This window comes from Algoriphagus zhangzhouensis (assembly GCF_900148515.1).
Taxonomy (GTDB): Bacteria; Bacteroidota; Bacteroidia; order Cytophagales; family Cyclobacteriaceae; genus Algoriphagus; species Algoriphagus zhangzhouensis.
The window spans coordinates 103,363-126,722 of sequence record NZ_FRXN01000001.1 but is presented as its reverse complement, the minus strand read 5'-3'; the positions used below and the strand labels follow the sequence as shown (position 1 = coordinate 126,722).

Below are 23,360 nucleotides of genomic sequence, written 5' to 3'. Positions count from 1 at the left end.
AATAAATTCATTCCATGAATTTAAAAAGAGTTGTTGTAACTGGTATTGGTGCCCTTACCCCCATTGGCAATACTTCCGAAGAATTTTGGAAGGGATTGGTTGCGGGTGTAAGTGGCGCTGCGCCAATTACCAAGTTCGACGCTTCACTTTTCAAAACCCAGTTTGCTTGTGAAGTAAAAAACCTTGACCTGGATCAGTTTATTGATCGAAAGGAAGCCAGAAAAATGGACCCTTTCACTCAATATGCTATGATCACAGCGGACGAGGCCATGGCAGACTCCGGTTTGGATCTAGAAACAATCGACAAATCCAGAGCAGGTGTAATTTGGGGATCGGGTATCGGCGGTCTGAAAACATTTCAAGATGAGGTGACTTATTTTGCGAATGGTGACGGGACTCCTCGATTCAACCCTTTCTTTATCCCAAAAATGATCGCTGACATTAGTGCAGGCTTTATTTCCATTAAGTATGGATTTAGAGGACCAAACTTTGTTACCGTATCTGCTTGTGCATCTGCTACCAATGCCCTGATTGATGCATTCAATTACATCAGATTAGGCAAAGCAGATATCTTTATTTCCGGTGGTTCTGAAGCTGCAGTGACTGAAGCGGGAATCGGTGGGTTTAATGCCATGAAGGCACTTTCCCAAAGAAATGATTCTCCAGAAACTGCTTCCAGACCATTTGATAAGGATAGAGACGGATTTGTATTAGGTGAAGGTGCGGGAGCATTGATCCTTGAAGAATATGAACATGCCAAAGCCCGTGGAGCTAAGATTTACGCTGAGCTCGTAGGTGGCGGAATGTCTGCAGATGCCAATCACATAACAGCACCACATCCAGAAGGATTGGGAGCAAGCTCTGTGATGGATTTCGCTCTTCAAGACGCCAATTTGAAACCAGAAGATATTGATTATATCAATGTGCACGGGACTTCCACTCCACTAGGAGATGTAAGTGAAACCAAAGCAATCCAAAAAATATTTGGTGAGCATGCATACAAATTGAATATCAGTAGTACCAAATCCATGACGGGCCACCTTTTAGGTGCCGCAGGTGCTATTGAAGCAATTGCTTCTATCAAGGCCATTCAAACAGGCATAATCCCTCCTACCATCAATCATTTCACCGATGATGAAACCTTTGATCCGGGATTAAACTTGACCTTTAATAAAGCTCAGCAAAGGGAAGTAAATTATGCTTTGAGTAACACTTTTGGATTTGGCGGTCACAACTGTTCTGTCATTTTCAAAAAATATAACTGATCAGGGTTTGAAACTCTTTCAGCAACTCGGAGTACATCTTCTCTTTCTCAATAAAAAAGACAAAAGGCTTGCTGCCTCCATCAAATTGATGACTGGCAGCAAGCCTTTTAATATTTCACTGTATCGTCTTGCCATCACTCCAGCAGGACTAGGTGAAGAAACCAGCCAAGGATTTAAAATTTCTAATGAACGGCTTGAATTCCTAGGTGATGCTATTCTCGGTTCGGTAATAGCAGAACATCTTTTCCAGAAATACCCGTACCGAGACGAGGGATTTTTGACTGAAACAAGGTCCAAATTAGTCAATCGAGAAAGCCTCAACCAAACCGGTATAAAAATCGGTCTTCGAAAGGTCCTCGATCAGGAACTGGAAAACCGAACTTTCACTGGAAATAAATCTCTTTATGGGGATATGTTGGAAGCATTTATTGGAGCCACTTACCTAGATCATGGCTATGCTTTCACCAAAAAATTTATTCTAAAGCGAATTTTGCTTCATTTTGATTTGGAAGGTATGATAGCTACCACCACCAACTACAAAAGCAAAATTATCGAATGGTCCCAAAAGGAAAATAAACAGGTAGAATTTAAAGTTTTACATGTCCATGGGAACCAGCGATTCAAGGAATTCATTGTTGCTTTAGAAGTAGAAAACAAGGAAGTTTCCCAAGGAAAAGGAAGCACCAAAAAGAAGGCAGAACAGGATGCCTCCAAAAATGCCTGTGAAGAACTCAACATAGCCACCTGATTTTGATATCAATTCTATGTCATCAATAAAAATCGGAGCAGCCACTCTCAACCAAACTCCATTAGATTGGAAAGGGAATTTCAATAGGATTGTCAATGCCATTGAGCAAGCTAAATCCGAACAGATAGAGATACTTTGCTTTCCTGAGTTAGCTATTACCGGCTATGGTTCTGAGGACCTTTTCTTGAGCTATTGGTATCCTAAAAAAGCGCTCGAACAACTCAAGGCTTTAATCCCCCATACAACAGGTATAACCGTTGCTGTTGGCCTCCCGGTTAGAATTGACACCCAAGTATACAATACAGTCGCAATTGTCGAAAATGGCCAGCTAAAAGGCTTTGTCGCGAAGCAATTCCTAGCAATTGACGGAGTTCATTATGAATTTCGCTGGTTTACCCCTTGGAAGGCCTTTGAAAAAGTTGAATTTGACTTTTTTGGTGAGATCGTTCCATTTGGAGATGTGACTTTCCATCACAAAAACATCCATTATGGATTTGAGATTTGTGAAGATGCCTGGAGAGGCCCTGTGCGACCAGGATATAGACTTCAGGAAAGAAAAGTAGACCTTATTTTCAACCCAAGTGCAAGCCATTTTGCAATGGGTAAAACTCTGGAGAGAAAAGAACTCATCGAATCCAGCTCAGAGATTTTCGATTGCTATTATTGCTATGTCAATTTACTAGGTAATGAAGCCGGAAGGATGATTTTCGATGGAGAAACCATGCTAGCAAAATCTGGCAAACTTCTGTATAGAAATCAACTTCTTTCCTACCAAGACTGCCAACTTCAATCCTTTTTCATAAAAGATGAAGCTCAGGATATTGCCCCAGTTTTAGAAAAAGAAAAAGAATTTGTCCAGGCGGCTAGCTTGGCTCTTTTTGATTACCTGAGAAAAAGCCGAAGCAAAGGCTTTGTGCTTTCTTTATCCGGAGGAGCTGATTCCTCTACCATTGCAGTGTTGGTGGCAGAAATGGTAAGACGTGGATTGGAAGAATTGGGAGTTGAGACATTTTGTAAAAAAGTAGGAATCCCTATTCCTGAAACTGACAAAGACATTGAAAAAGCTTTGGTGAATCAGTTATTGACCACTGCGTATCAAGGCACTAAAAACTCTTCAGAGGACACCTTCCAAAGTGCCAAAAAATTGGCAGAAAGTCTCGGCGCAGTCTTTTACGATTGGAAAATCGATGAAGAAGTAGAATCCTATACTTCCAAGATCGAAAAGGCTATTGGAAGAGATTTGACTTGGGAAAAAGACGACATCACCCTTCAAAACATCCAAGCAAGAGCGCGTTCTCCGATTATCTGGATGCTTGCCAACATCAATAATGCCCTACTCCTTTCCACTTCCAACAGATCTGAAGGAGATGTGGGCTATGCGACCATGGATGGAGATACCAGTGGCAGTATTTCACCGATAGCCGCTGTAGACAAATACTTTATTCTTCATTGGCTAAGATGGGCACAGGAAAATTTGGACAGACCAGGCTTGCAATACGTCAATTCCCTGCAGCCTACAGCTGAACTGAGACCTTTGGAAAAAACCCAGACGGATGAAAAAGATCTGATGCCATATTCATTGATTGTGGAAATAGAAAAACTTGCAATCCGCGATCAACGTTCACCCATGGATATCTATTTAATCCTCAAAGAAGAGGTCGAAATAGAAGCAGAACAATTAAAAGGATATATTAAAAAATTCTTTCAACTTTGGTCACGAAATCAATGGAAGCGAGAAAGACTTGCCCCTTCTTTTCACTTAGATCAATTTAATGTAGACCCTAAAACCTGGTTTAGATTCCCGATTCTTTCTGGTGGATTTGCCGAAGAGTTGGAATTATTGGATAAAACTGAATAAAACTTATGCTTTCTTATTTACTGAATTATGTAGTGTGGGATCCCAATCCAGCTGTTTTTGCTGGTTTTGAGCGACTGAGATGGTATAGCCTTCTCTTTGCCTTGGGTTTTATCATCTCCCAGCAGTTCATGATTTACTTTTTCAAAAAAGAAGGACAAAATCCCGAATTAGTTGACAAGCTGACCGTTTACATGGTTTTGGCAACGATCATTGGGGCCCGATTGGGACATGTTTTATTCTATGAACCAGATAAATACTTAAGCAATCCCATTGAAATCCTGAAAGTATGGGAAGGAGGACTAGCTTCTCATGGTGCTGCGATTGCGATCCTATTTGCACTTTGGCTTTATGCTAAAAGAACTCCCGGACAAAGCTATTTGTGGGTGGTTGATCGAATTGTGATCGTTACAGCTATGACCGGTGCATTAATTCGTTTTGGAAACCTGATGAACTCTGAAATCGGAGGCAAGGATTCAGGCTCTGATACTGGCATCGTCTACATGTGGCATACAGATGAATTGCTTCAATCTCTTCGAGTACCGATCGAATCCATTGATTCGTATAAACCAACAGATCGAGATGGAGAAGCCACCGGAAATGGAGTTGTTCCTGTGAATATTGAGATCAAAATCAATAAAGGAAATTTCACCAAGGAGACATTGGAGACCACTCTAAGAAGTGATGTAAAGTATGCTTTGACACAATTCGAATCTTCCAAAACCTACTTGGCAGAAGAACCGGAAACTCCTCTAAACATGACCTTGGATGAGAGTGGTAGTGAATATATTGCCACTGTGAAAACTTTTGGCCGAGTGAAATACCCTACTCAGATTTATGAGTCTCTTTCTTACTTCGTCATCTTCTTAATTCTGCTTGCCATTTGGGCTAAATACAAGTCTCAAGTTCCTGAGGGATTGCTATTGGGACTATTCTTGATTATGGTCTTTGGAATGCGTTTCGTGTGGGAGTATTTCAAAGAAAACCAAGTAGAATTCGAAGATGCCATGCAATACAATATGGGACAGCTATTGAGTATTCCGTTGGTATTGATTGGAATTGGATTAGTTATTCGAGCCTTGAAAAACGGGCTTCCAAAAAAAATTAATTAAGGAACGGGGTCATGGCCATGGCCTCCCCAAGGATGACATCGGCCGATTCGTTTCAACCCCATCCATCCACCTTTGAAGGGCCCATGCTTTAAGATTGCTTCTTTCATATACTGACTGCATGTAGGTGTATATCTACAGTTGGAAGGAAATAATGGAGAAATCATGTATTGGTAAATCAATACAGGGAATATTGCAATCTTTCTGATGAGTGTTTTAAGCATTTGTATTACCTTTTGGAAAGGTCTCGATCTATGAACCAAAAGTATTGAATCAGAATTCCTTTTGAAACTGAAAATTTTACGTAAACTATTATTCGCACTAATTTGTCTCCTTTTTGCTCTTCCTAATGGATTTGCTCAAGATACTTCATTGGCACCGGCAAATGCCATTTCTCCAGACTCGCCTGAACGCGTCAAAGTCAATAATATTTTTATTATCGGGAATGAAAAAACCCAAAAAAACATCATCCTTCGGGAGCTAGATTTCACCACCGACTTTTATTACGACTGGGCTACTTTTTTAGAAATCATTGAGGCCGATCGCAAGAAAATTTATAACCTAAGGCTATTTACCTCTGTAGAAATCACTCCTCTTATTACAGGAGAGGAAGAAGTAGAAATATTAATTGAGGTCAAAGAGAGATGGTATATCCTTCCTTCTCTTATTTTCCAATTGGCCGATAGAAACTTCTCGGAATGGTGGACAAACCAAAATCGGGATTTTTCACGAGTAAATTATGGGCTCCGCCTCTCCCATGCCAACGTTGGTGGCCGAAATGAAAAATTGAAATTTGCTGGTCAGCTGGGATTTACAAGAGCATTGGATTTGCAATACAGCAAGCCATACATTGATAAAAAACAAAAGCATGGATTAGCCATGCAGGTTACTTTTTTTGAACAAAAAAACATTCCGCTTAAATCCAGTAATAACAAGCAGGTCTTCTACACCAATGAGAATGAAGACATTTTGAGGAGGAATTTGGGTATTGCCATGCGATACACGTATCGGAGAACTTTTTACAATTTCCATTTTCTAACATTCGGGTATAGCAATACCAGAGTTCATCCAGATGTACTGCTAGAAAACCCAGAATATTTTCAACATGGAGATGATAAGCTTCGCTATCTCTATGCTACTTATAGTTTCAGGCATGATAGAAGAGACAATGTTTCTTATGCCACAGATGGGGAGCTTTTGCAAATATCAGCTACCAAATACGGTGTCTTTTATACCAAAGAATTGGATGAAGTCGAAGTAAACCTGACTGCCAATAAATACTTCAAATTCAATGACAAATTTCACTTCGTGACCGGACTTACCGCCAATTGGTTTTTGAGTATCAGTCAGCCATACACTTTGGTGAGAGGAATTGGATATAGTCCGAATTTCATTCGAGGCTATGAATTGAATGTGATTGAAGGACAACAGTTATATGTCCATAAAAATAGCTTTAGATGGAAGTTTGTAGACTATGATGTAGATATTTCAAGTCTAGTCCCTTTGGAGCAATTGAATACAATTCCGATTCGATTGTATTTAAGCGCCAACTTTGATCATGGCTATGTAAAAGACAGAAATTTCAAACCAGAAAATGCCAACCTAACCAACCAATACCTTTTTGGATATGGACTGGGAATTGACTTTGTGGGCCTTTATGACAATGCCATTCGATTTGAATATTCATTCAACAACAATGGAGGAGCCAATTTCTTTTTAAACTTCAAAGCTCCTTTTTAAACTCAAATAATCACTTAATTATTTAGTAATTAGTTATTTTATAACTAATTTATACTTAGATTTTTTTAAGTGATCTATGAGGTTTCTATTAATTCCATTTTTACTATTTGGTTTAGTTACGGTTGGCTTTGCTCAAACTGATCCATTGACTCAAACTCATGGGGCAATCAATCAAGGATTGGGAAACTTGAGAGTAAATCCCACTAATGCTCATTCCTATTTCAATAATCCTGGGGCTTTATCAAGAATAGAAAAGTCAGAAATGGCTGTCGGCTTCGATTTACGATATGGGCTGAAGGAGCTTTCCACAGGTGACTTGGCATTGGCATGGAAGAGGCAAAATGGAACTTTCGGGTTTGGAATCAGTGCATTTGGAGGGAAACTGTTTAAACAGCAAACCATTGGAATGGCCTACTCTAATCAAATGGGAATAGTAAGTGCCGGGCTAAAAGCTGAATTGCTTCAAACTCAAATCGATGGATTCGGGAGTGCCACTTCTCTGATATTCAGCTTCGGAGGAATTGCAGAACTCAGTCCAAAGTTTTTCATTGGAGCTAATATCAGCAATATAAACCGTGCTAAAGTCAGTGCAGAAAGTAACAATAGATTACCAACTGGAGTCCAATTAGGAATCAATTACCTCCCGACAGATCAACTTTCACTTTTTCTTGAAATTGAAAAAGACATTCAACTAGAGCCAATTACCAAGCTCGGAATCTCCTATTCCATTCAGGATTGGATCATCTTGAGATCAGGGATCAATACCCAACCATCTCGCTTATTCTTTGGACTGGGGATTTTACCAGGAAAAATCAGCATCAATTATGCCTATGGTCAAAATTCGAGTCTTGGTAGTACTCATCATTTGAGTTTTGGAATGCCATGGGATTAGGTTGGAAACATATTATTCCAATCCTACTTTTTGGATTTTGGAGCAACTATTCATTCTCCCAAAACCCACCAATTCCAGAAATAAACTCAGAAGACCTCACGGAAAGATTACTTCCTGTTCAGGATGAAGATTTGGACTATGAAAGCATTTATGAAGCACTTTTCCAGCTCTATCAAAACCCAATAGACATCAATAAAGCCAATGCAGAAACATTGCAGGCTACTTATCTCCTTACACCTATCCAAATCCATGAATTAATCACTTATAGAAACAAATTCGGACCATTTCTTTCGCTTTACGAATTGCAGGCCGTCCCTGAATTTGATCAAAAGACGATAGAAGCCATACTCCCTTTTATTCAAATTGGTTCTAGTCGGAAAAGTAATGAACCATTTTGGCAAAGAGTCAGAGAAGAAGAAAACACTTATTTGTTATTCAGAAGCAGACGAGTTTGGGAAACCAGAAAAGGTTTTACTCCACCGGATACCAGTTCCAATGGAGCTTTGAGCAGCCGATATTTGGGTGATCCAAATGACCTTTATTTGAGATGGAGAATTCAGCATATTCGTGATTTTAGTATAGGAATAACCTTGGACAAAGATGCCGGAGAGGAATTCACCTGGGATCCCAAAACTGCACGATACGGAGCCAACTTCTTTTCATTTCATTTTACCAGATATCAAGTTGGAAATTGGAAAACCATTTCAATTGGGGACTATAAAGCATCTTTTGGCCAGGGCTTGGTGTTTGGAGCAGGTTATTCTTTAGGAAAAGGAGCCGAGACTGTTCCGACAGTAAGGAAAAGCTCGGTGGGAATCCTTCCCTATACTGCGGCTTTGGAATTTGGGTTTTTCAGAGGAGCAGCAGCTACCTATTCGGGTAAAAATTGGGAAGCCACTTTGATCACATCTTATGCACCAAGGGATGGAAGAGCTAGCGAAAGTCTGGATTCTTTGGAGCAAAATTCAGATTTAATTTCTTCATTTAACCAGAGTGGTCTTCACAGAACAGTTAGCGAGCTATCGACTAAAAATCAATTCCGAGAATTAAGTTTGGGAGGAAATTTTCAAGTAAACTTGACACCTCAAATCACTGGTGGAATCAATTTCCTCCACACTGGATTTAATCACCCCTGGATTCGTGACCCAAAACCCTACAATCAATTTGAATTCAAAGGCCAATCCAATCAAATAGGAAGCACTTATTTCAATGCCAATTGGAAAAACTTCTTCTTGTTTGGAGAAACTGCCATTTCAAAATCGAAAGGAACCGGGACGATTTTGGGATTTATCAGTAGCCTGAGTAAACAAGTAGACATTTCTTTTCTTTGGAGAAATTATGACAAGAACTTTCATACATTCTACGGAAATGGATTCGCAGAAAGCACTCGTCCCATTAATGAAAAAGGAACGTATTTGGGATTGGAAATTCGACCTATATCTAAATGGAAAATCAATTTGTATTACGACTATTTTAGCTTCCCATGGCTCAAATACCGAGTTTTCGCTCCTTCAGATGGTCATGAATGGTTGGCAAGATTGACTTATAAACCCTACAAAACTTTATCTGCATACATCCAAATCAGAAATGAGAGAAAAGCCAGAAATCTCCCCGATTCAGGTGAACCTTCACAGACCTACAAAACCGCTATTATTTCAAAAACCAATGGTATTTTCAACTTGGACTTTCAGGTCAGCAAACAATTATATCTTCGATCTCGAGTGCTGTGGAGTAATGTTGATTTTCATAATTCCCAAAGCCATGGTTTCATGATCCTTCAAGATGTAAAATTTGGAATGAACCGATGGAGAATCACAGGCAGGTATGCCCTATTTGATACGGATGATTATGATTCCAGAATTTACACTTTTGAAAACAACGTCTTATGGACTTTTTCGATCCCAGCCTTCTCAGGACAAGGTCAACGGTTTTATTTGATTGGCCAATATGATCTAGGTAAGAAAACCACCCTTTATTTGCGATTTGCTAGAACGACCTATACAGATCGAGATAAAATCAGTAGTGGATTGCAAGAAATTGATGGTCCACATCAAACAGAAAGCAGTTTTTTGATCCGATATTTCTTGAATCGTTAATTTTCCATCAATGGTGTATAGATACCTTCCATTTTTTAATAATTTGACATCAAAGACAAACCTTTATGAAAAGAACATTTACCACCACCCTTCTCCTTCTTTTCTGCATTTTCCAGATTCAAGCCCAAGGCTTGGATTTGAGTAAAATGACCAAAAAAGAAGGATTCATTACCTTTTATCTGGATGAGGATAAAGGGAAAATTTATCTGGAAATCGACAAACTGGAAAATGAATTTCTCTATGTAAGCTCTCTGACAGCTGGTGTAGGGTCCAATGATTTGGGTCTGGACCGAGGACAATTAGGCGGCACGAGAATCGTTGAATTTCGCAAAACTGGCAACAAGCTTTTGCTAGTTCATAAAAACTACGATTTCAGAGCTTATTCAGACAACCCGTATGAAGTAAAAAGTATCCAAGATGCATTTGCTGAGTCAGTACTTTGGGGCTTTGAGATTGCTCAAAAAGACGGCAACAAATTAATTGTTGATGCCACCAATTTTTACATGCAGGATACCCATGGTGTCGGAAATAGATTGACACAAAGAAGACAGGGAAGTTATAGAACTGATGCTTCTAGATCCGGTCTTTATTACCCGATGACCAAAAACTTCCCTGAAAACACAGAAGTGGAAGCTACTATCACTTTAACAGGAAGTGCAACTGGTGGAATGGTAAGATCTGTCACTCCTAGTCCTGATGCTGTGACTGTCAGACAAAGACATTCTTTCATCAAGCTTCCGGATGATCAATATACTCCTCGAGAATTTGATCCTAGGGCCGGTTTTTTCTCCATCAATTACATGGATTTTACCACTCCTATTTCCGAGCCGATAGTCAAAAGATTTATTTCCAGACATCGTTTGATTAAGAAAAATCCAAATGCAGCAGTTTCTGAGGTAGTTGAACCGATCGTCTATTATTTGGATAGAGGAACACCAGAGCCGGTTGCTTCCGCTTTGATCGAAGGAGGAAACTGGTGGAACCAGGCTTTTGAGGCCGCTGGATTCAAAGATGCTTTCCGAGTAGAGTTGGCGCCGGAAGGTATGGATTTGATGGACGTACGATACAATGTCATCCAGTGGGTTCACAGATCCACTCGAGGATGGTCTTATGGAAGTAGCGTTCGTGATCCTAGAACAGGAGAAATTCTAAAAGGACATGTTTCCTTGGGTTCCCTTCGAGTTAGACAGGATTATTTGATCGCTCAGGGTTTGATTCAACCATTTGAAGAAGGAAAAGAAGCTGATCCAAGAATGTTGGAAATGGCTTTGGCCCGATTGAGACAACTTTCTGCGCACGAAATCGGACACACTATTGGCTTGGCACATAGCTATGCCACTTCGGCTGATGAACGCTCGTCTGTCATGGATTATCCTTACCCTATGATCACTATGAATTCAAAAGGTGAAATTGATTTGAGTGATGCATATGATGATAAAATCGGAGCTTGGGATAAGTGGGCTATTACTGTGGGATATGGTTATCCAAAAGCTGGACAGTCAGAAACTGAGTTTATCAATGAAACATTGGAAAAGACCTATGCAGAAGGACATGAATTCATAACGGATTCTGATTCCAGAGATCCAAGTGGTGCGCATCCAAGATCTCATTTGTGGGATAATGGAGCTTCAGCTTCAGATGAATTGCTTCGTATGTTGGAAATCAGAAAAGCCAAATTAGCCACTTTCGGATTGAATGCAATTCCAACAGGAACTCCAGAAGCACTTTTGGAAGAAGTTTTGGTTCCTCTTTATTTGATGCACAGATATCAACTGGAAGCTGCCACCAAAGTAATCGGTGGATTGGATTACAATTACAAAGTAAAAGGAGATAATCAACCAGCACATAGCTGGGTTCCAGCTGCTGCTCAAAATGATGCTTTGAATGCCCTTTTGACTACTATCTCACCGGATCAATTGGAAATTCCTGCTGATATTCTAGCCTTGATCCCTCCTAGACCTTATGGATTTTATAGAAACAGAGAAACTTTCGTTTCCAGAACAGGACCTGTTTTCGATCCAATAGCTCCTGCTGAAAGTGTGGTGGACTTGACTTTAGGTTTCCTTTTCGAATCCGGAAGAGCAAATAGAATTTATTTGCAAAAACTTCAAAACAGCTCTCTACCAGGATTTGAAGATCTATTGATGAAAATCGATTCAGACGTATTCCAAAAATCACTTCCTTCTGGGTTGAAGGGTGAAATCAAAATGATGACAGAAGCTAAAATCGTGGATCATTTGATTTCATTGGCAAACAATGCCGATGCTTCCAATACTGTGAGAGGATTGATCAGAGCTTACTTGGATGGTTTGGCAAATAAAAGCTTGAGTTCAAGAAACAGCTCGACTTTATTGGCTGCACATTCAAATTACCTGGCGGACAAAATCAATTCCTATTTGGAATTGCCTCAGGAGCTGGTCGTTCAGGAAAGCTTGAAAGTTCCAGACGGATCTCCGATTGGAAGTGAAAGCATGACTTGTGACATGGATTATTAATTGATATTAACCATATTCATTCAAAGCAAGGCTGGTTTTTCTGGCCTTGCTTTTTTTATTGCTCTCTTTATTAAGACAAAGATTATATCTGTTGAAATATGAATTCTTCACTGAAAAACTTAGATTAACAGGAATAAATCACTCTTTATCAATTTTTTAAAATGGGAGAATCTAAGAAAAGATGCTTTGTTGTCATGGGTTTTGGAATCAAAACCGATTTTGTCAATGGTCGGAAATTAGACTTGAACAAATCCTATCGGCTTCTAATCAAACCAGTCGTAGAAGCCAAAAATCTGGAATGTGTCAGAGCCGATGAAATTCTTCACTCTGGCAATATTGATGTCCAGATGTATAGGGAATTATTAGAAGCGGATTTGGTAATCGCTGACCTTTCTACCGCCAATCCTAACGCCTTATACGAATTGGGTGTGAGACATGCCTTAAGACCTTATACCACAATCGTGATCTCTGAAGATAAACTTGTTTACCCCTTCGACCTCAATCATATTTTAATCACCAGTTACCAGCATTTAGGAGATGCTATTGATTATGAGGAAGTTGAGAGATTCAGAGAAGCCCTAGGTAAAATTATTGATTCAGTAATCGATAAAGTCGAATCAGACAGCCCCGTTTACACCTATTTGAACTCCCTTGTTCCTCCATCGATTCAGGAGAAAATCAAAGAAGCAATACTGGATTCTCCTCCACCTCCAGTTCCAGCGGCAGAACCTTCAGCAGCCGTAGGAAAGGCATTTTCCTTAATTATTCAAGAAGCCGAAGATGCAATTGAGGTCAAGGACTTTTCAAAAGCTAGAGATTTATTTAAAACAGCTCAAGTTCTTTCCAAAGATCAGAAAGACACCTATTTAGTTCATCGACTTGCTTTCTGTACTTATAAAGCCGCAGAACCAGACTTGGTGACTTCTCTATATCAATCTCTGGAATTACTTAAATCTATCAACCTGGCACATACCAATGATCCAGAAACTGTATCCTCAGCCGGCGCTGTAGAGAAAAAACTTTATGAGTGCGGTGAAGGAAATCAGCATTTGGAAGATTCAATCCTCTATTACCAAAGAAGCTATTATCTACTTAATAATCGCTACAATGGAATCAGTCTGGCCATGACATTGGTATATAGGGCTACCTCCAGTTTAGCCAAATCTGACCAAGATCGGGTTGCTGATTTAATCTTTGCCCGAAGAACCTGGGAACGGGTATTGTTCCTTTGTGACAGAGACTGGCCAATCATCCTCTCCAAAGAAAAAAATGATTCCCAGCTAATGAATGATGGTACAAAAGACGGTCAGGAATTGGGTGAATATTACAATTCTCAAAAATATTGGATACTTGTCAATCGAGCTGAAGCAATGTATGGCTTGGGAAGATTTGAAGAGTCACAGAAGGCCATTGAAGAATCCAAAAAAGTCCAACATCATCCTTGGCAAGTTGAGAGCTTTCAACAACAATTGGGTAAATTAGCAACTGAAATGAAAAAAGTCGGGCATCTGCTAGAACCAAAATGGATCTCTCCCGATTAAGTAATTAAGCTAATCGAATCTTTATGAATAACCCACTTTTGGCGAATTTCACAACGCCATTTGAGACCGCACCATTTGACAAAATCAAAAACGAAGACTTTTTACCTGCTATTAAAAAAGGCATTGAACTAGCCAAAGCAGAAATCTCTACCATCAAATCTGAACCACTTCCTACTTTCGAAAACACAGTGGAAGCTTTGGATTTGGCAGGGAAAAAGTTGAATGTCATTTCATCCGTATTTTTCAATCTCAACTCGGCTGAGACCAATGACGAAATTCAAAAATTGGCGCGTGAGATTTCACCTTTGTTGACTGAATACTCAAATGATATCCTTTTGGACAAAGAGTTATTCGAGCGTGTTTCTCAGGTTTTCAATCAAAAAGATGAATTGAATCTAAGCCCAGAGCAACAAACCCTCTTAGAGAAATCTTATAAATCCTTTGTCAGAAACGGAGCAAAACTTTCTGAAGAAGACGCTGCAACACTTCGCAAAATAGATCAAGAATTAGCTCAACAATCCCTTCAATTTGGCGAGAATGTACTGGCTGAAACCAATAAGTATGTCCACTTTGTAGAGTCTGAAGATCTTTTGGCAGGATTGCCGGATAGTATCAAAGAAGCGGCAGCTCAGATTGCTGAAGAAAAAGGAAAACCAGGTCAATGGGCCTTTACCCTAGCCTACCCTTCCTACATTCCTGCATTGACTTATTTGAAGAATAGAGCTTTGAGAAAAGAACTTTTCATTGCCTACAATACCAAATCCAGCAAAGGAGACGAGCTGGATAATCAAGAAATCATCAAATCTATTTTAAGACTTCGAAATCAAAGAGCTGTGCTTTTGGGATATCAGTCTCACGCACATTTTGTTTTAGAAGAGAGGATGGCCAAAAGTCCTCAGGCGGTCATGGATTTCTTGAAAAACATGTTGGTTAAAGCCAAGCCAAAGGCTGAGCAAGAAGTTGCTGAATTGGAGGCTTATGCCCAGAGATTGGATGATTTGGATCGTTTGGAAAAGTGGGATTTCGCCTTCTATTCTGAGCTTCTCAAAAAAGAAAAATACGAGTTGGATGATGAGTTGCTAAGACCCTATTTCCAATTGGAAAAAGTCATAGATGGAGTTTTCCAAACAGCATCCAAATTGTATGGACTCCAATTCATCCCTAATCCAAATATTCCGGTCTATCATTCAGATGTTACCGCTTACGAGGTAAAAGATTTGAAGGGAAACCATATTTCGGTATTTTATGCTGACTTTTTCCCACGTGCTGGAAAAAGAAATGGGGCTTGGATGACCAGCTTTAAAGGCCAATTCCAATCTCATGGTCAAGACCACAGACCTCATGTTTCCATTGTCTGCAATTTCACGAAGCCAACTAAGAGCAAGCCAAGCCTTTTGACTTTCAATGAAGTCACTACACTTTTCCACGAATTCGGTCATGCCCTACATGGAATGTTGGCAAATGGACATTATGAAACTCTTTCTGGAACCAGTGTTTATTGGGACTTTGTAGAACTTCCATCTCAGATTTTTGAGAACTGGTGCTATGAAAAAGAGTGTTTGGATCTTTTTGCCAAGCATTATGAAACAGGAGAAAAAATCCCAGAAGAGCTGATCGAACGGATCAAGAAAGCAGCAAATTTCCAACAAGGCTACCAAACTGTCAGACAATTGAGTTTTGGGCTTTTGGATATGGCCTATCACAATCAAGATCCGGCGAGAATTCAGGACATCTTTGATTTTGAAAAGACAGTCATGAAGCAAACAGAACTCCTACCCGATGTTCCTGGATCCTTGATGAGCACTTCTTTCTCTCACATTTTCCAAGGAGGATATTCCGCGGGTTATTATAGCTATAAATGGGCGGAAGTTTTGGATGCGGATGCTTTTGAGCTATTTCAAGAAAAAGGAGTTTTCGATGCAGAAACTGCACATTCTTTCCAAAAAAACATCTTGTCAGCAGGTGGAAGCGAGCATCCTTCTATTCTTTATAAAAGATTTAGGGGTCGCGAGCCAAAGCCAGATGCACTATTGAAAAGAGCAGGATTGATTTCCTAGTCTTTGTTTTTCGAAAATGTAAGATTAACTTCTATCAAAATTTGAAAGATGGCGGCAAAAAAGCTGAATATCCCACCCTACCTATCTGCACTTTCGATTATGCTATTCGTAATCGTATTGGTGTTTTTACTGATAGTTGGCAAAAGCCTCTTAATCCCCTTATTTCTAGGAGGTTTTTTTGCCATTCTTTTCACACCATTAAGCAACTGGTTGGAAAAATTCAAAACGCCTAGGACTCTTTCCTGTTTTGTTTCCTTACTACTCATGACCTTACTGGTAGGAGGTCTGATCTCTTTCATCATCGCCAATGTAGCCAGTTTCACCAATGACTTTGATGATGTCACAGGGAGAATTGGACATTATGCTGAACAGGTTGATGGATGGACCAAATCTAATTTACAATCTGATTATGAGTTAAGGAATAAGGTCAATACTGACTATTTGAAAAACATTTTATTAGAAAATAGCTCCAGCATTTCTGGATTTGCCTTAAAGACGGTTGGTTCCCTATCAGGAGTTGTTTTGATTCCTGTTTTTATGTTTTTCTTCCTATTATATCGAGATCATTTGACCAAAATGATGATCATGATTTACCGTGATCGTGATCCCGCAATAGTTAAAATGAGGATTACAAGCCTCACCAAAGTGATCCAACACTATATCGTAGGTGTAGGAAAAGTGATGATCATTCTTGCAATACTTTATATAATTGCTTATTCAGCTTTAGGAATCAAGCATGCAATTTTCTTTGCTGTTCTTGGAGCAGTTTTAAATATTATTCCTTATGTAGGCCCTTTTATTGGAATTTTACTTCCAGTTCTCTATTCATTTCTTACAAAAGACAGCCTCTTTTATCCTGCGGCGGTATTGGTTACTTATCAAATTATCCAAATGGTAGAAGGCAATTTCTTAACTCCTAAGATTGTAGGAGGAAATGTAAACCTCAATGCCTTTATAACTTTTATAGGATTATTGATTGGTGGGACAATTTGGGGAGTAGCTGGTATGGTTTTGGTTATTCCGACGATGGCCATCCTACGGGAGATATTTGACCTAAGTGAAGAAACTAAACCATTTGCCTTTCTCATGGGTGAGGAAAAAACCAATGAGAAAGAAAAACCAACAACTAAAGATGAAAATTCAGAATAGCCTTCTGGCAGGAATAGTCGCTTTTGCGATTTTCTCTTGTGATTCTGTCGAAGATAAAAAAGGCAGGTTTTTGCTTAAAGGGAATGAGAAGCTGGAAGAAAATGACCCAAAATCCGCCATTGATTTCTATCATGAGGCCTTAGATTTAGACTCAACCTATTCTGATGCTTGGTTCAACAAGGCAGTTGCTCATTTGAAACTACATCAACTGGATGAAGCCATAGCGGATTTTTCTCAAGCAATCAATTTCAGACCTGAATATCCGAATGCTTATTTCCAAAGAGGCTTAAGCTATCTGGATAATGGCGAGTTTTACAAAGCAAAGTCTGATGCTGATTGGCTTCAAAAGAATGATTCTGAAAATTGGGAAGCTTATTTCTTAGCGGGTTTAGTTGCCGAGAAATTAGAGGACTACCCTACAGCCCTTTCCGGTTTTCAAAAAGCTTCAGAGCTGAATCCAAGTAATTCTGACCTCTTGGTAAATCAGGCTACTATTCACTATTACCAGAAAGAAGTTGATGAGGCATCTACCCTTTTAGACAAGGCCGAATCTATCAATCCATCAGAGCCAAATCTTCATAATTTAAGATCCATGATTGCCTTTGACAATGGCAATTATCAAGAGGCTTTAGAAGATGTAGAAAAAGCAATTTCTTTGGATAGCCGTCAAGCCTATTATTACAACAATAAAGGCTTGTATTTGCTTTTTCTAGATGAAAAGGACAAAGGACTTGAATTGATCAACCAAAGTATTCAGATGGATGATTCCAATCCGTTTGCGTTTAGAAATAAGGGAATATATTACGTGATGGAAGGAGACAAAATATCAGCCCTACAATACTTGACTGAACTTTACCAAGATTATCCAGAAATGGATTTAGTAGAGGAATATTATTTGAAAGCTCAAGAACTCTGACCTTCCTTAATCACCTCTTTAATTTTCTTCAATAATTCCGCTGCATCAATAGGTTTGGCAACGAAACCATCAAAGCCGATCTCATTGATTTTCTCCATAATCTCCAATTTCGCTGCTGCTGTCAAAGCAATTACAGGGGTATTGGAGATCTTTTTTATCTCAGATGTTGCCTCAAATCCATCCATAACTGGCATTTGAATATCCATTAATATGCAATCATAAGTATTGGATTTAACAGCTTCTACAGCTTGTGCTCCATCTCCTACTCTTTCGAAAGTATACCCCCACTTTTTGATAATCTTTCCTAGGACCAAAGCATTAACATCGTTGTCTTCAGCCATCAAAAGATGAAGCTTTGAAAAATCTTTACTATAGCCATTGAACTCACTGTGATGATTGATTTTCTCTGTTGCCAAATCAAATTCAAGCTCAAAATAGAATTTACTTCCTTTTCCAACTTCAGAATCCAACTGAATCGATCCTCCCATCAAACTCAATAAACGACGAGTAATAGACAGCCCAAGGCCAGTTCCACCATATTTGGTGCTAAATGTCGGCTTCACCTGATCAAAATCCTGAAAAATCTTTTCCCGATTTTCTGGTGCAATTCCGATCCCTGTATCTTTTACTTCAAAATAAACTTTGACTTTGTTCTGGCTACTTTCTTTTAATTGAAGTGATACATCCACATGGCCATCATGAGTAAATTTCAATGCATTTGTAATCAGATTATTCAAAATCTGAGAAATTCTGGTCTTATCTCCTTTAACAGTTAAATCCAAACCATCACCCAAGTGCAATTGCATGTCATTCTTACTATCTCTGGCATGGAAAGAAAGTCCTTTCATCACTTGTTCTACCAGCCCTTTCAAATTGAAAGGAGCTTTTTCAATAGTCAATTTACCCGCTTCAATTTTTTGGAAATCCAGCAAGTCATTGATCATGATGATCAAATTATCAACAGCAAAATTAATCGTATTGAGTGTATTCTTTTGAATCTCATTTGGGTTCTCTTGAAGCAAGGAATAAACAGACCCCGAAATTGCATTCAATGGAGTTCGCAATTCATGACTAATCATAGACAAGAAATCAGATTTGATCTGACTTGCTTTTTCGGCTGTTTTTCTTGCCTCATCCAGCTTGGTCTCAAATTCTTTTTGTTGGCTGATGTCAGTCAAATACCCGTACCAAACCATATCCCCATTCTCCAAGGTCTGAGGTCTGGCAGCGCCAAGGACCCATCGGTAGCCGGTTGGCTCTGCTTCATTTTTAACTCTAAACTGACATTGCCACGGCTCTTGCTTTTTGGCCGAGGCCACAGAACTCATGATAACATTAGGCAAATCCATAGGATGAACTCTCGAGATAGCTACCGATATATCCTCAAAGTTTTCAATATCCTGAGCTGACAATCCTAAGACAGAACTGATTCCTTTGGATAAAAAGGAGAAGCTCATCTTTCCATTTTCATCCAAAAGCAACTGATACAATCCTCCTGGGACTTGCTCAGTCAAATTCATCAAGAAATCACTGTTTGCCTCCAGTGTTTTTTCAAGAGTAACTTTCTCGGTGATATTCTTAAAGGAAAGCAATACCAAATCATTTCCATTATCATGAAAAGTTTTGGATGCTATTTCAAGAGTTAGTTGCTTTCCATTTCCATTTATCAAAAGGGTAGAAAACCTCTTTGATCCCAGTTCAAATCCAGTAATATTGATCCAATCTTTCCATTGATCAGTTTCTTCAAAAATCACATTCAACTCAATCAAATGCTGGAAACGCTGACCACTTTCTACTCCTAATAATCTTCTAGCCTCGTCATTACATAAAAAGACCTTCCCATCAGGATGAACAACCATCAAGGCATCAGGAGATTCTTTTAAAAGGTTTTTGACTAATTGGACAGAATCTTCTAATTCTTTTCTTTCAGAAGTATCAATCACAACTCCTATCCATTGTTTATTTCCAGATATAGAATTAATCAATTCACCCCTCAGTTCTAAAGTAGAATTAGGAAGAGACTCTTGAAAAGATTCTTTTCCTTCAGGAATTTCTTGAAGTTTAGATTTAAGACCAAATTCAATAGAGGAAAGCTCTGATTTATCTTTTGGCAAAATAGCCATTGCAGATTCATCCCAATGAACCCCAATAGAATCTAAATACCAAGTTCCCGATTTACTTAATCTATTTGCCTTAGTTTGGATTTGAGATTGATGCTTTACTTTTTGCTCAGATTCAAATTGATCTGTTTTATCTCTACCAATCAGATAAAAATGCTCCTCAGTAAATTGTACAGAGCATTCTAAATATCTGTAAGATTCATCTTTCCCTTTGAAACGAGCCTTAAAGAATCCCAATTGATCCTTATTTCCTTTAGTCCTCCACAAATCCCTTACTAGCTCTAAATCCTGTTCATGGATAAATGGACAAAGACTAGTATTTAGTAGCTCTGAAGGATCATAGCCTAATATTGGCTTTACTGCTGAATTGGTATAGGTAAGAAAATCATGCTGCCCAATAGCTATAAGGTCCAGTCCAGATTTAAAAAACTGATGAATTTCTTTTCTTCCCGGTAAACCATGGGTCTTTTGTTCCTTTCCTTTGTAGAATAGGAAATAATTGGAACCACTTTCTTGAGGCAATTCCAATCTGAAAGAATAATCCTTATTCCCGAGAGTTAGGATAAGTTCCTCTTTAAAAATATAAGCATTGATATCGAGCCCGAGCCCAACCAAGTTTCTCTCCTCTAGAGATTCCCCGATCTGACTTTCGAAAGACTCATTTCCATAAAAAATACTATAGGGAAAAGTATCATCAGCCAAAAAAACCATCTCTGAAGATTCATAGATAATCTTTTTAAAAGTACTATTGATACCCCTTTCTTGCATTGAATTATTCTTTCAAATGAGGGTATTATGCGTTCTAGTTTGTTAGATAAATTAACCCTTCACTTATTTACTGTAAACATACAGCAATTTGTATTTCATAGCAAGTATTTAACTTTTCAAACTAGAAAAAGGCGTTAAAATTTATAAAAACACTCATATTTATTCCATAAACGGGGCTTTGTTTCCCTCTTAAAAAAATCCAGCTAATCTAAAATCTGTACTATAATCATTTAAACAGGCTTTTGGATAAAAAACTGAGGCCACTTCCTGAATAGAAAAAAATGGGCAACAAAAAAACCGCAACTGAATCAGCTGCGGTTTCTTGTTATTATTCAATGTAGATTAAGCATTCGCTGCTTTGATCAAATTCAAAGCAGAACCTGCCTTGAACCATTCGATCTGACCTTCATTGTAAGTATGATTTACCTCAATAGTGTCAGAAGACCCATCTGCATGGTTCAACACCACCTGAAGTGATTTTCCAGGAGCAAATGAATCAAGACCTACGATATCGATAGAATCATCTTCCAATACTTTATCGTAATCTGCAGGGTTAGCAAATGTCAATGCCAACATACCTTGCTTCTTCAGGTTAGTTTCGTGAATTCTAGCAAATGATTTCACCAAAATCGCACGAACACCCAAGAATCTAGGCTCCATTGCTGCGTGCTCACGAGAAGATCCTTCACCGTAGTTCTCATCTCCTACTACAATACTTCCGATTCCGTTAGCTTTATAGTATCTCTGAGTAGCTGGCACTTCCCCATACTCACCAGTCAATTGGTTTTTCACAGAGTTGGTTGAGTCATTGAAAGCATTGACAGCACCGATCAACATGTTATTGGAAATGTTATCCAAGTGACCTCTGTATCTCAACCATGGACCTGCCATAGAGATGTGGTCAGTAGTACATTTTCCTTTTGCTTTAATCAAAAGCTTCAAACCTTTCAAATCTGTACCTTCCCAAGGAGAGAAAGAAGCTAGCAATTGAAGACGCTCAGAAGTTGGGCTCACGATTACTTCAACACCAGAACCATCTGCTGCTGGAGCTTGATAACCTGCATCCTCTACAGCAAATCCTTTTGTAGGAAGTTCCAAACCTTTAGGCTCGTCCAATTTCACTGCTTGACCTTCTTCATTGACCAACGTATCAGTCATTGGATTGAAAGTCAAATCTCCTGCGATAGCCAAAGCTGTCACGATTTCTGGAGAAGCTACAAATGCGTGAGTATTAGGGTTACCATCAGCACGCTTTGCAAAGTTTCTGTTGAATGAAGTGATAATAGAGTTTTTCTCCTGCTTATCTGCTCCATGTCTTGCCCACTGACCGATACAAGGTCCACAAGCATTAGCCAAAACAACTCCACCCATTTGACCGAAGGTGTCCAAGAAACCATCCCTGTCAACTGTATAACGAACTTGCTCAGATCCTGGAGTGATTGTGTACTCAGACTTAGCAACCAATTTCTTGTCTACTGCCTGCTGAGCCAAAGAAGCTGCTCTTGAAATATCTTCGTAAGAAGAGTTGGTACAAGATCCTATCAAACCAACATCCAATTTTGCTGGCCAGCCGTTTTCTTTCACAGCAGCAGCAAATTTAGAGATAGGCCAAGCCAAATCTGGAGTGAATGGACCGTTCACGTGTGGCTCCAACTCAGAAAGGTTGATTTCGATTACTTGATCGAAGTAAGAAGCTGGATCAGCGTAAACTTCATCGTCACCAGTTAGGTGTTCTGCGATTCCATTTGCCAACTCAGCGATATCAGCTCTACCAGTTCCTTGAAGGTAAGCGGCAGATTTTTCATCGTATCCGAAGATAGAGGTAGTTGCACCGATTTCAGCACCCATGTTACAGATGGTACCTTTACCAGTAGCAGAAAGAGAACGAGCTCCTTCTCCGAAATATTCAACAATAGCTCCGGTTCCTCCTTTTACAGTAAGGATACCAGCTACTTTCAAAATAACGTCTTTAGCAGAAGTCCAACCTGACATTTTCCCGGTCAACTTCACACCGATAAGCTTTGGAAACTTCAGCTCCCATGGCAATCCAGCCATCACGTCACAAGCATCAGCACCACCGACACCAATTGCGATCATACCTAGACCACCAGCGTTTGGAGTATGAGAGTCAGTACCGATCATCATTCCTCCAGGGAAAGAATAATTCTCAAGGACTACTTGGTGAATAATACCTGCTCCTGGCTTCCAGAAACCGATGCCATACTTATTGGAAACAGATGCCAAGAAATCATAAACTTCACGGTTTTTGTCTTTGGCTTTGTCCAAATCTTTATCAGCTCCTACTTCAGCTTGGATCAAGTGATCACAGTGAACTGTAGAGGGTACAGCAACTTTGTCTTTCCCAGCTTGCATAAACTGCAACAATGCCATTTGAGCGGTTGCATCTTGCATAGCAACTCTATCAGGCTGGAAATCCACATAGGATTTTCCTCTATCATAAGCCTGAGAAGCAGTTCCTTCAGTCAAGTGAGAATACAAAATCTTTTCTGTCAGGGTAAGTGGCCTACCGACTGCCGCACGAGCAGCTGCTATTCTTTCTGGATAGCGGGCATACACTTCCTTGATCATGTCAATATCAAAAGCCATTG

General features: G+C 39.4%; 15 protein-coding genes. 12 read left to right on the top strand and 3 right to left on the bottom strand.

All coding sequences use genetic code 11. The features are described from left to right. The first annotated feature begins 14 nt into the window (after positions 1–14). Genes fabF through BUF13_RS00455 form a run of 4 tightly spaced genes read left to right on the top strand, consistent with a single transcriptional unit; the run spans position 15 to position 4,980 of the window. Positions 15–1,265, top strand: coding sequence for a beta-ketoacyl-ACP synthase II (fabF, locus tag BUF13_RS00470; RefSeq protein ID WP_073569793.1), 1,251 nt, complete (start codon positions 15–17; stop codon positions 1,263–1,265). A 7-nt stretch (positions 1,266–1,272) separates the two neighbouring features. Continuing rightward, positions 1,273–2,013: a ribonuclease III gene (gene rnc / locus BUF13_RS00465; RefSeq protein WP_073570786.1), complete on the top strand. Its 741-nt coding sequence runs from the start codon at positions 1,273–1,275 to the stop codon at positions 2,011–2,013. A gap of 16 nt (positions 2,014–2,029) precedes the next feature. After that, positions 2,030–3,871, top strand: coding sequence for an NAD(+) synthase (gene nadE / locus BUF13_RS00460; protein ID WP_073569792.1), 1,842 nt, complete (start codon positions 2,030–2,032; stop codon positions 3,869–3,871). A gap of 5 nt (positions 3,872–3,876) precedes the next feature. Continuing rightward, complete coding sequence (locus BUF13_RS00455; RefSeq protein ID WP_073569791.1) at positions 3,877–4,980, top strand: prolipoprotein diacylglyceryl transferase; 1,104 nt, start codon at positions 3,877–3,879, stop codon at positions 4,978–4,980. Here BUF13_RS00455 and yidD read toward each other — a convergent pair. Next, positions 4,977–5,201 carry a membrane protein insertion efficiency factor YidD gene (yidD, locus tag BUF13_RS00450; RefSeq protein WP_073569790.1) on the bottom strand — a complete coding sequence of 75 codons (225 nt, stop codon included), beginning with the start codon at positions 5,199–5,201 and terminating at the stop codon, positions 4,977–4,979. The genes BUF13_RS00455 and yidD overlap by 4 nt on opposite strands. Positions 5,202–5,262: 61 nt before the next feature. On the opposite strand from yidD, the gene BUF13_RS00445 reads away from it, so the two are divergent. From BUF13_RS00445 to BUF13_RS00410, 8 genes are all read left to right on the top strand, one after another. Further along, positions 5,263–6,717, top strand: coding sequence for a POTRA domain-containing protein (locus BUF13_RS00445; protein WP_243839673.1), 1,455 nt, complete (start codon positions 5,263–5,265; stop codon positions 6,715–6,717). Positions 6,718–6,793: 76 nt separating this feature from the next. After that, entirely contained in the window at positions 6,794–7,609 is an 816-nt protein-coding gene (locus tag BUF13_RS00440) for a PorV/PorQ family protein (RefSeq protein WP_073569789.1), read from the top strand. Further along, positions 7,600–9,705 (top strand): ComEA family DNA-binding protein, encoded by a 2,106-nt coding sequence (locus tag BUF13_RS00435; RefSeq protein WP_073569788.1) that lies wholly within the window; start codon positions 7,600–7,602, stop codon positions 9,703–9,705. The genes BUF13_RS00440 and BUF13_RS00435 overlap by 10 nt, the downstream gene beginning before the upstream one ends. 65 nt (positions 9,706–9,770) lie before the next feature. Then, complete coding sequence (locus BUF13_RS00430; protein WP_073569787.1) at positions 9,771–12,200, top strand: zinc-dependent metalloprotease; 2,430 nt, start codon at positions 9,771–9,773, stop codon at positions 12,198–12,200. A gap of 161 nt (positions 12,201–12,361) precedes the next feature. After that, a complete protein-coding gene (locus tag BUF13_RS00425; protein ID WP_073569786.1) occupies positions 12,362–13,741 on the top strand; it encodes a tetratricopeptide repeat-containing protein in 1,380 nt (459 codons plus the stop codon). A gap of 23 nt (positions 13,742–13,764) precedes the next feature. Next, complete coding sequence (locus BUF13_RS00420; RefSeq protein WP_073569785.1) at positions 13,765–15,798, top strand: M3 family metallopeptidase; 2,034 nt, start codon at positions 13,765–13,767, stop codon at positions 15,796–15,798. 48 nt (positions 15,799–15,846) lie between these two features. After that, on the top strand, positions 15,847–16,947 hold the full coding sequence (locus BUF13_RS00415) for an AI-2E family transporter (RefSeq protein ID WP_073569784.1): 1,101 nt from the start codon (positions 15,847–15,849) through the stop codon (positions 16,945–16,947). Beyond that, a complete protein-coding gene (locus BUF13_RS00410; protein WP_073570784.1) occupies positions 16,931–17,863 on the top strand; it encodes a tetratricopeptide repeat protein in 933 nt (310 codons plus the stop codon). The genes BUF13_RS00415 and BUF13_RS00410 overlap by 17 nt, the downstream gene beginning before the upstream one ends. Here BUF13_RS00410 and BUF13_RS00405 read toward each other — a convergent pair. Both BUF13_RS00405 and BUF13_RS00400 read right to left on the bottom strand, forming a co-directional pair. Next, positions 17,851–20,751 (bottom strand): ATP-binding protein, encoded by a 2,901-nt coding sequence (locus BUF13_RS00405; protein WP_073569783.1) that lies wholly within the window; start codon positions 20,749–20,751, stop codon positions 17,851–17,853. The genes BUF13_RS00410 and BUF13_RS00405 overlap by 13 nt on opposite strands. Positions 20,752–21,093: 342 nt before the next feature. Then, on the bottom strand, positions 21,094–23,358 hold the full coding sequence (locus BUF13_RS00400; protein WP_073569782.1) for an aconitate hydratase: 2,265 nt from the start codon (positions 23,356–23,358) through the stop codon (positions 21,094–21,096). Between the last annotated feature and the right edge of the window lie 2 nt (positions 23,359–23,360).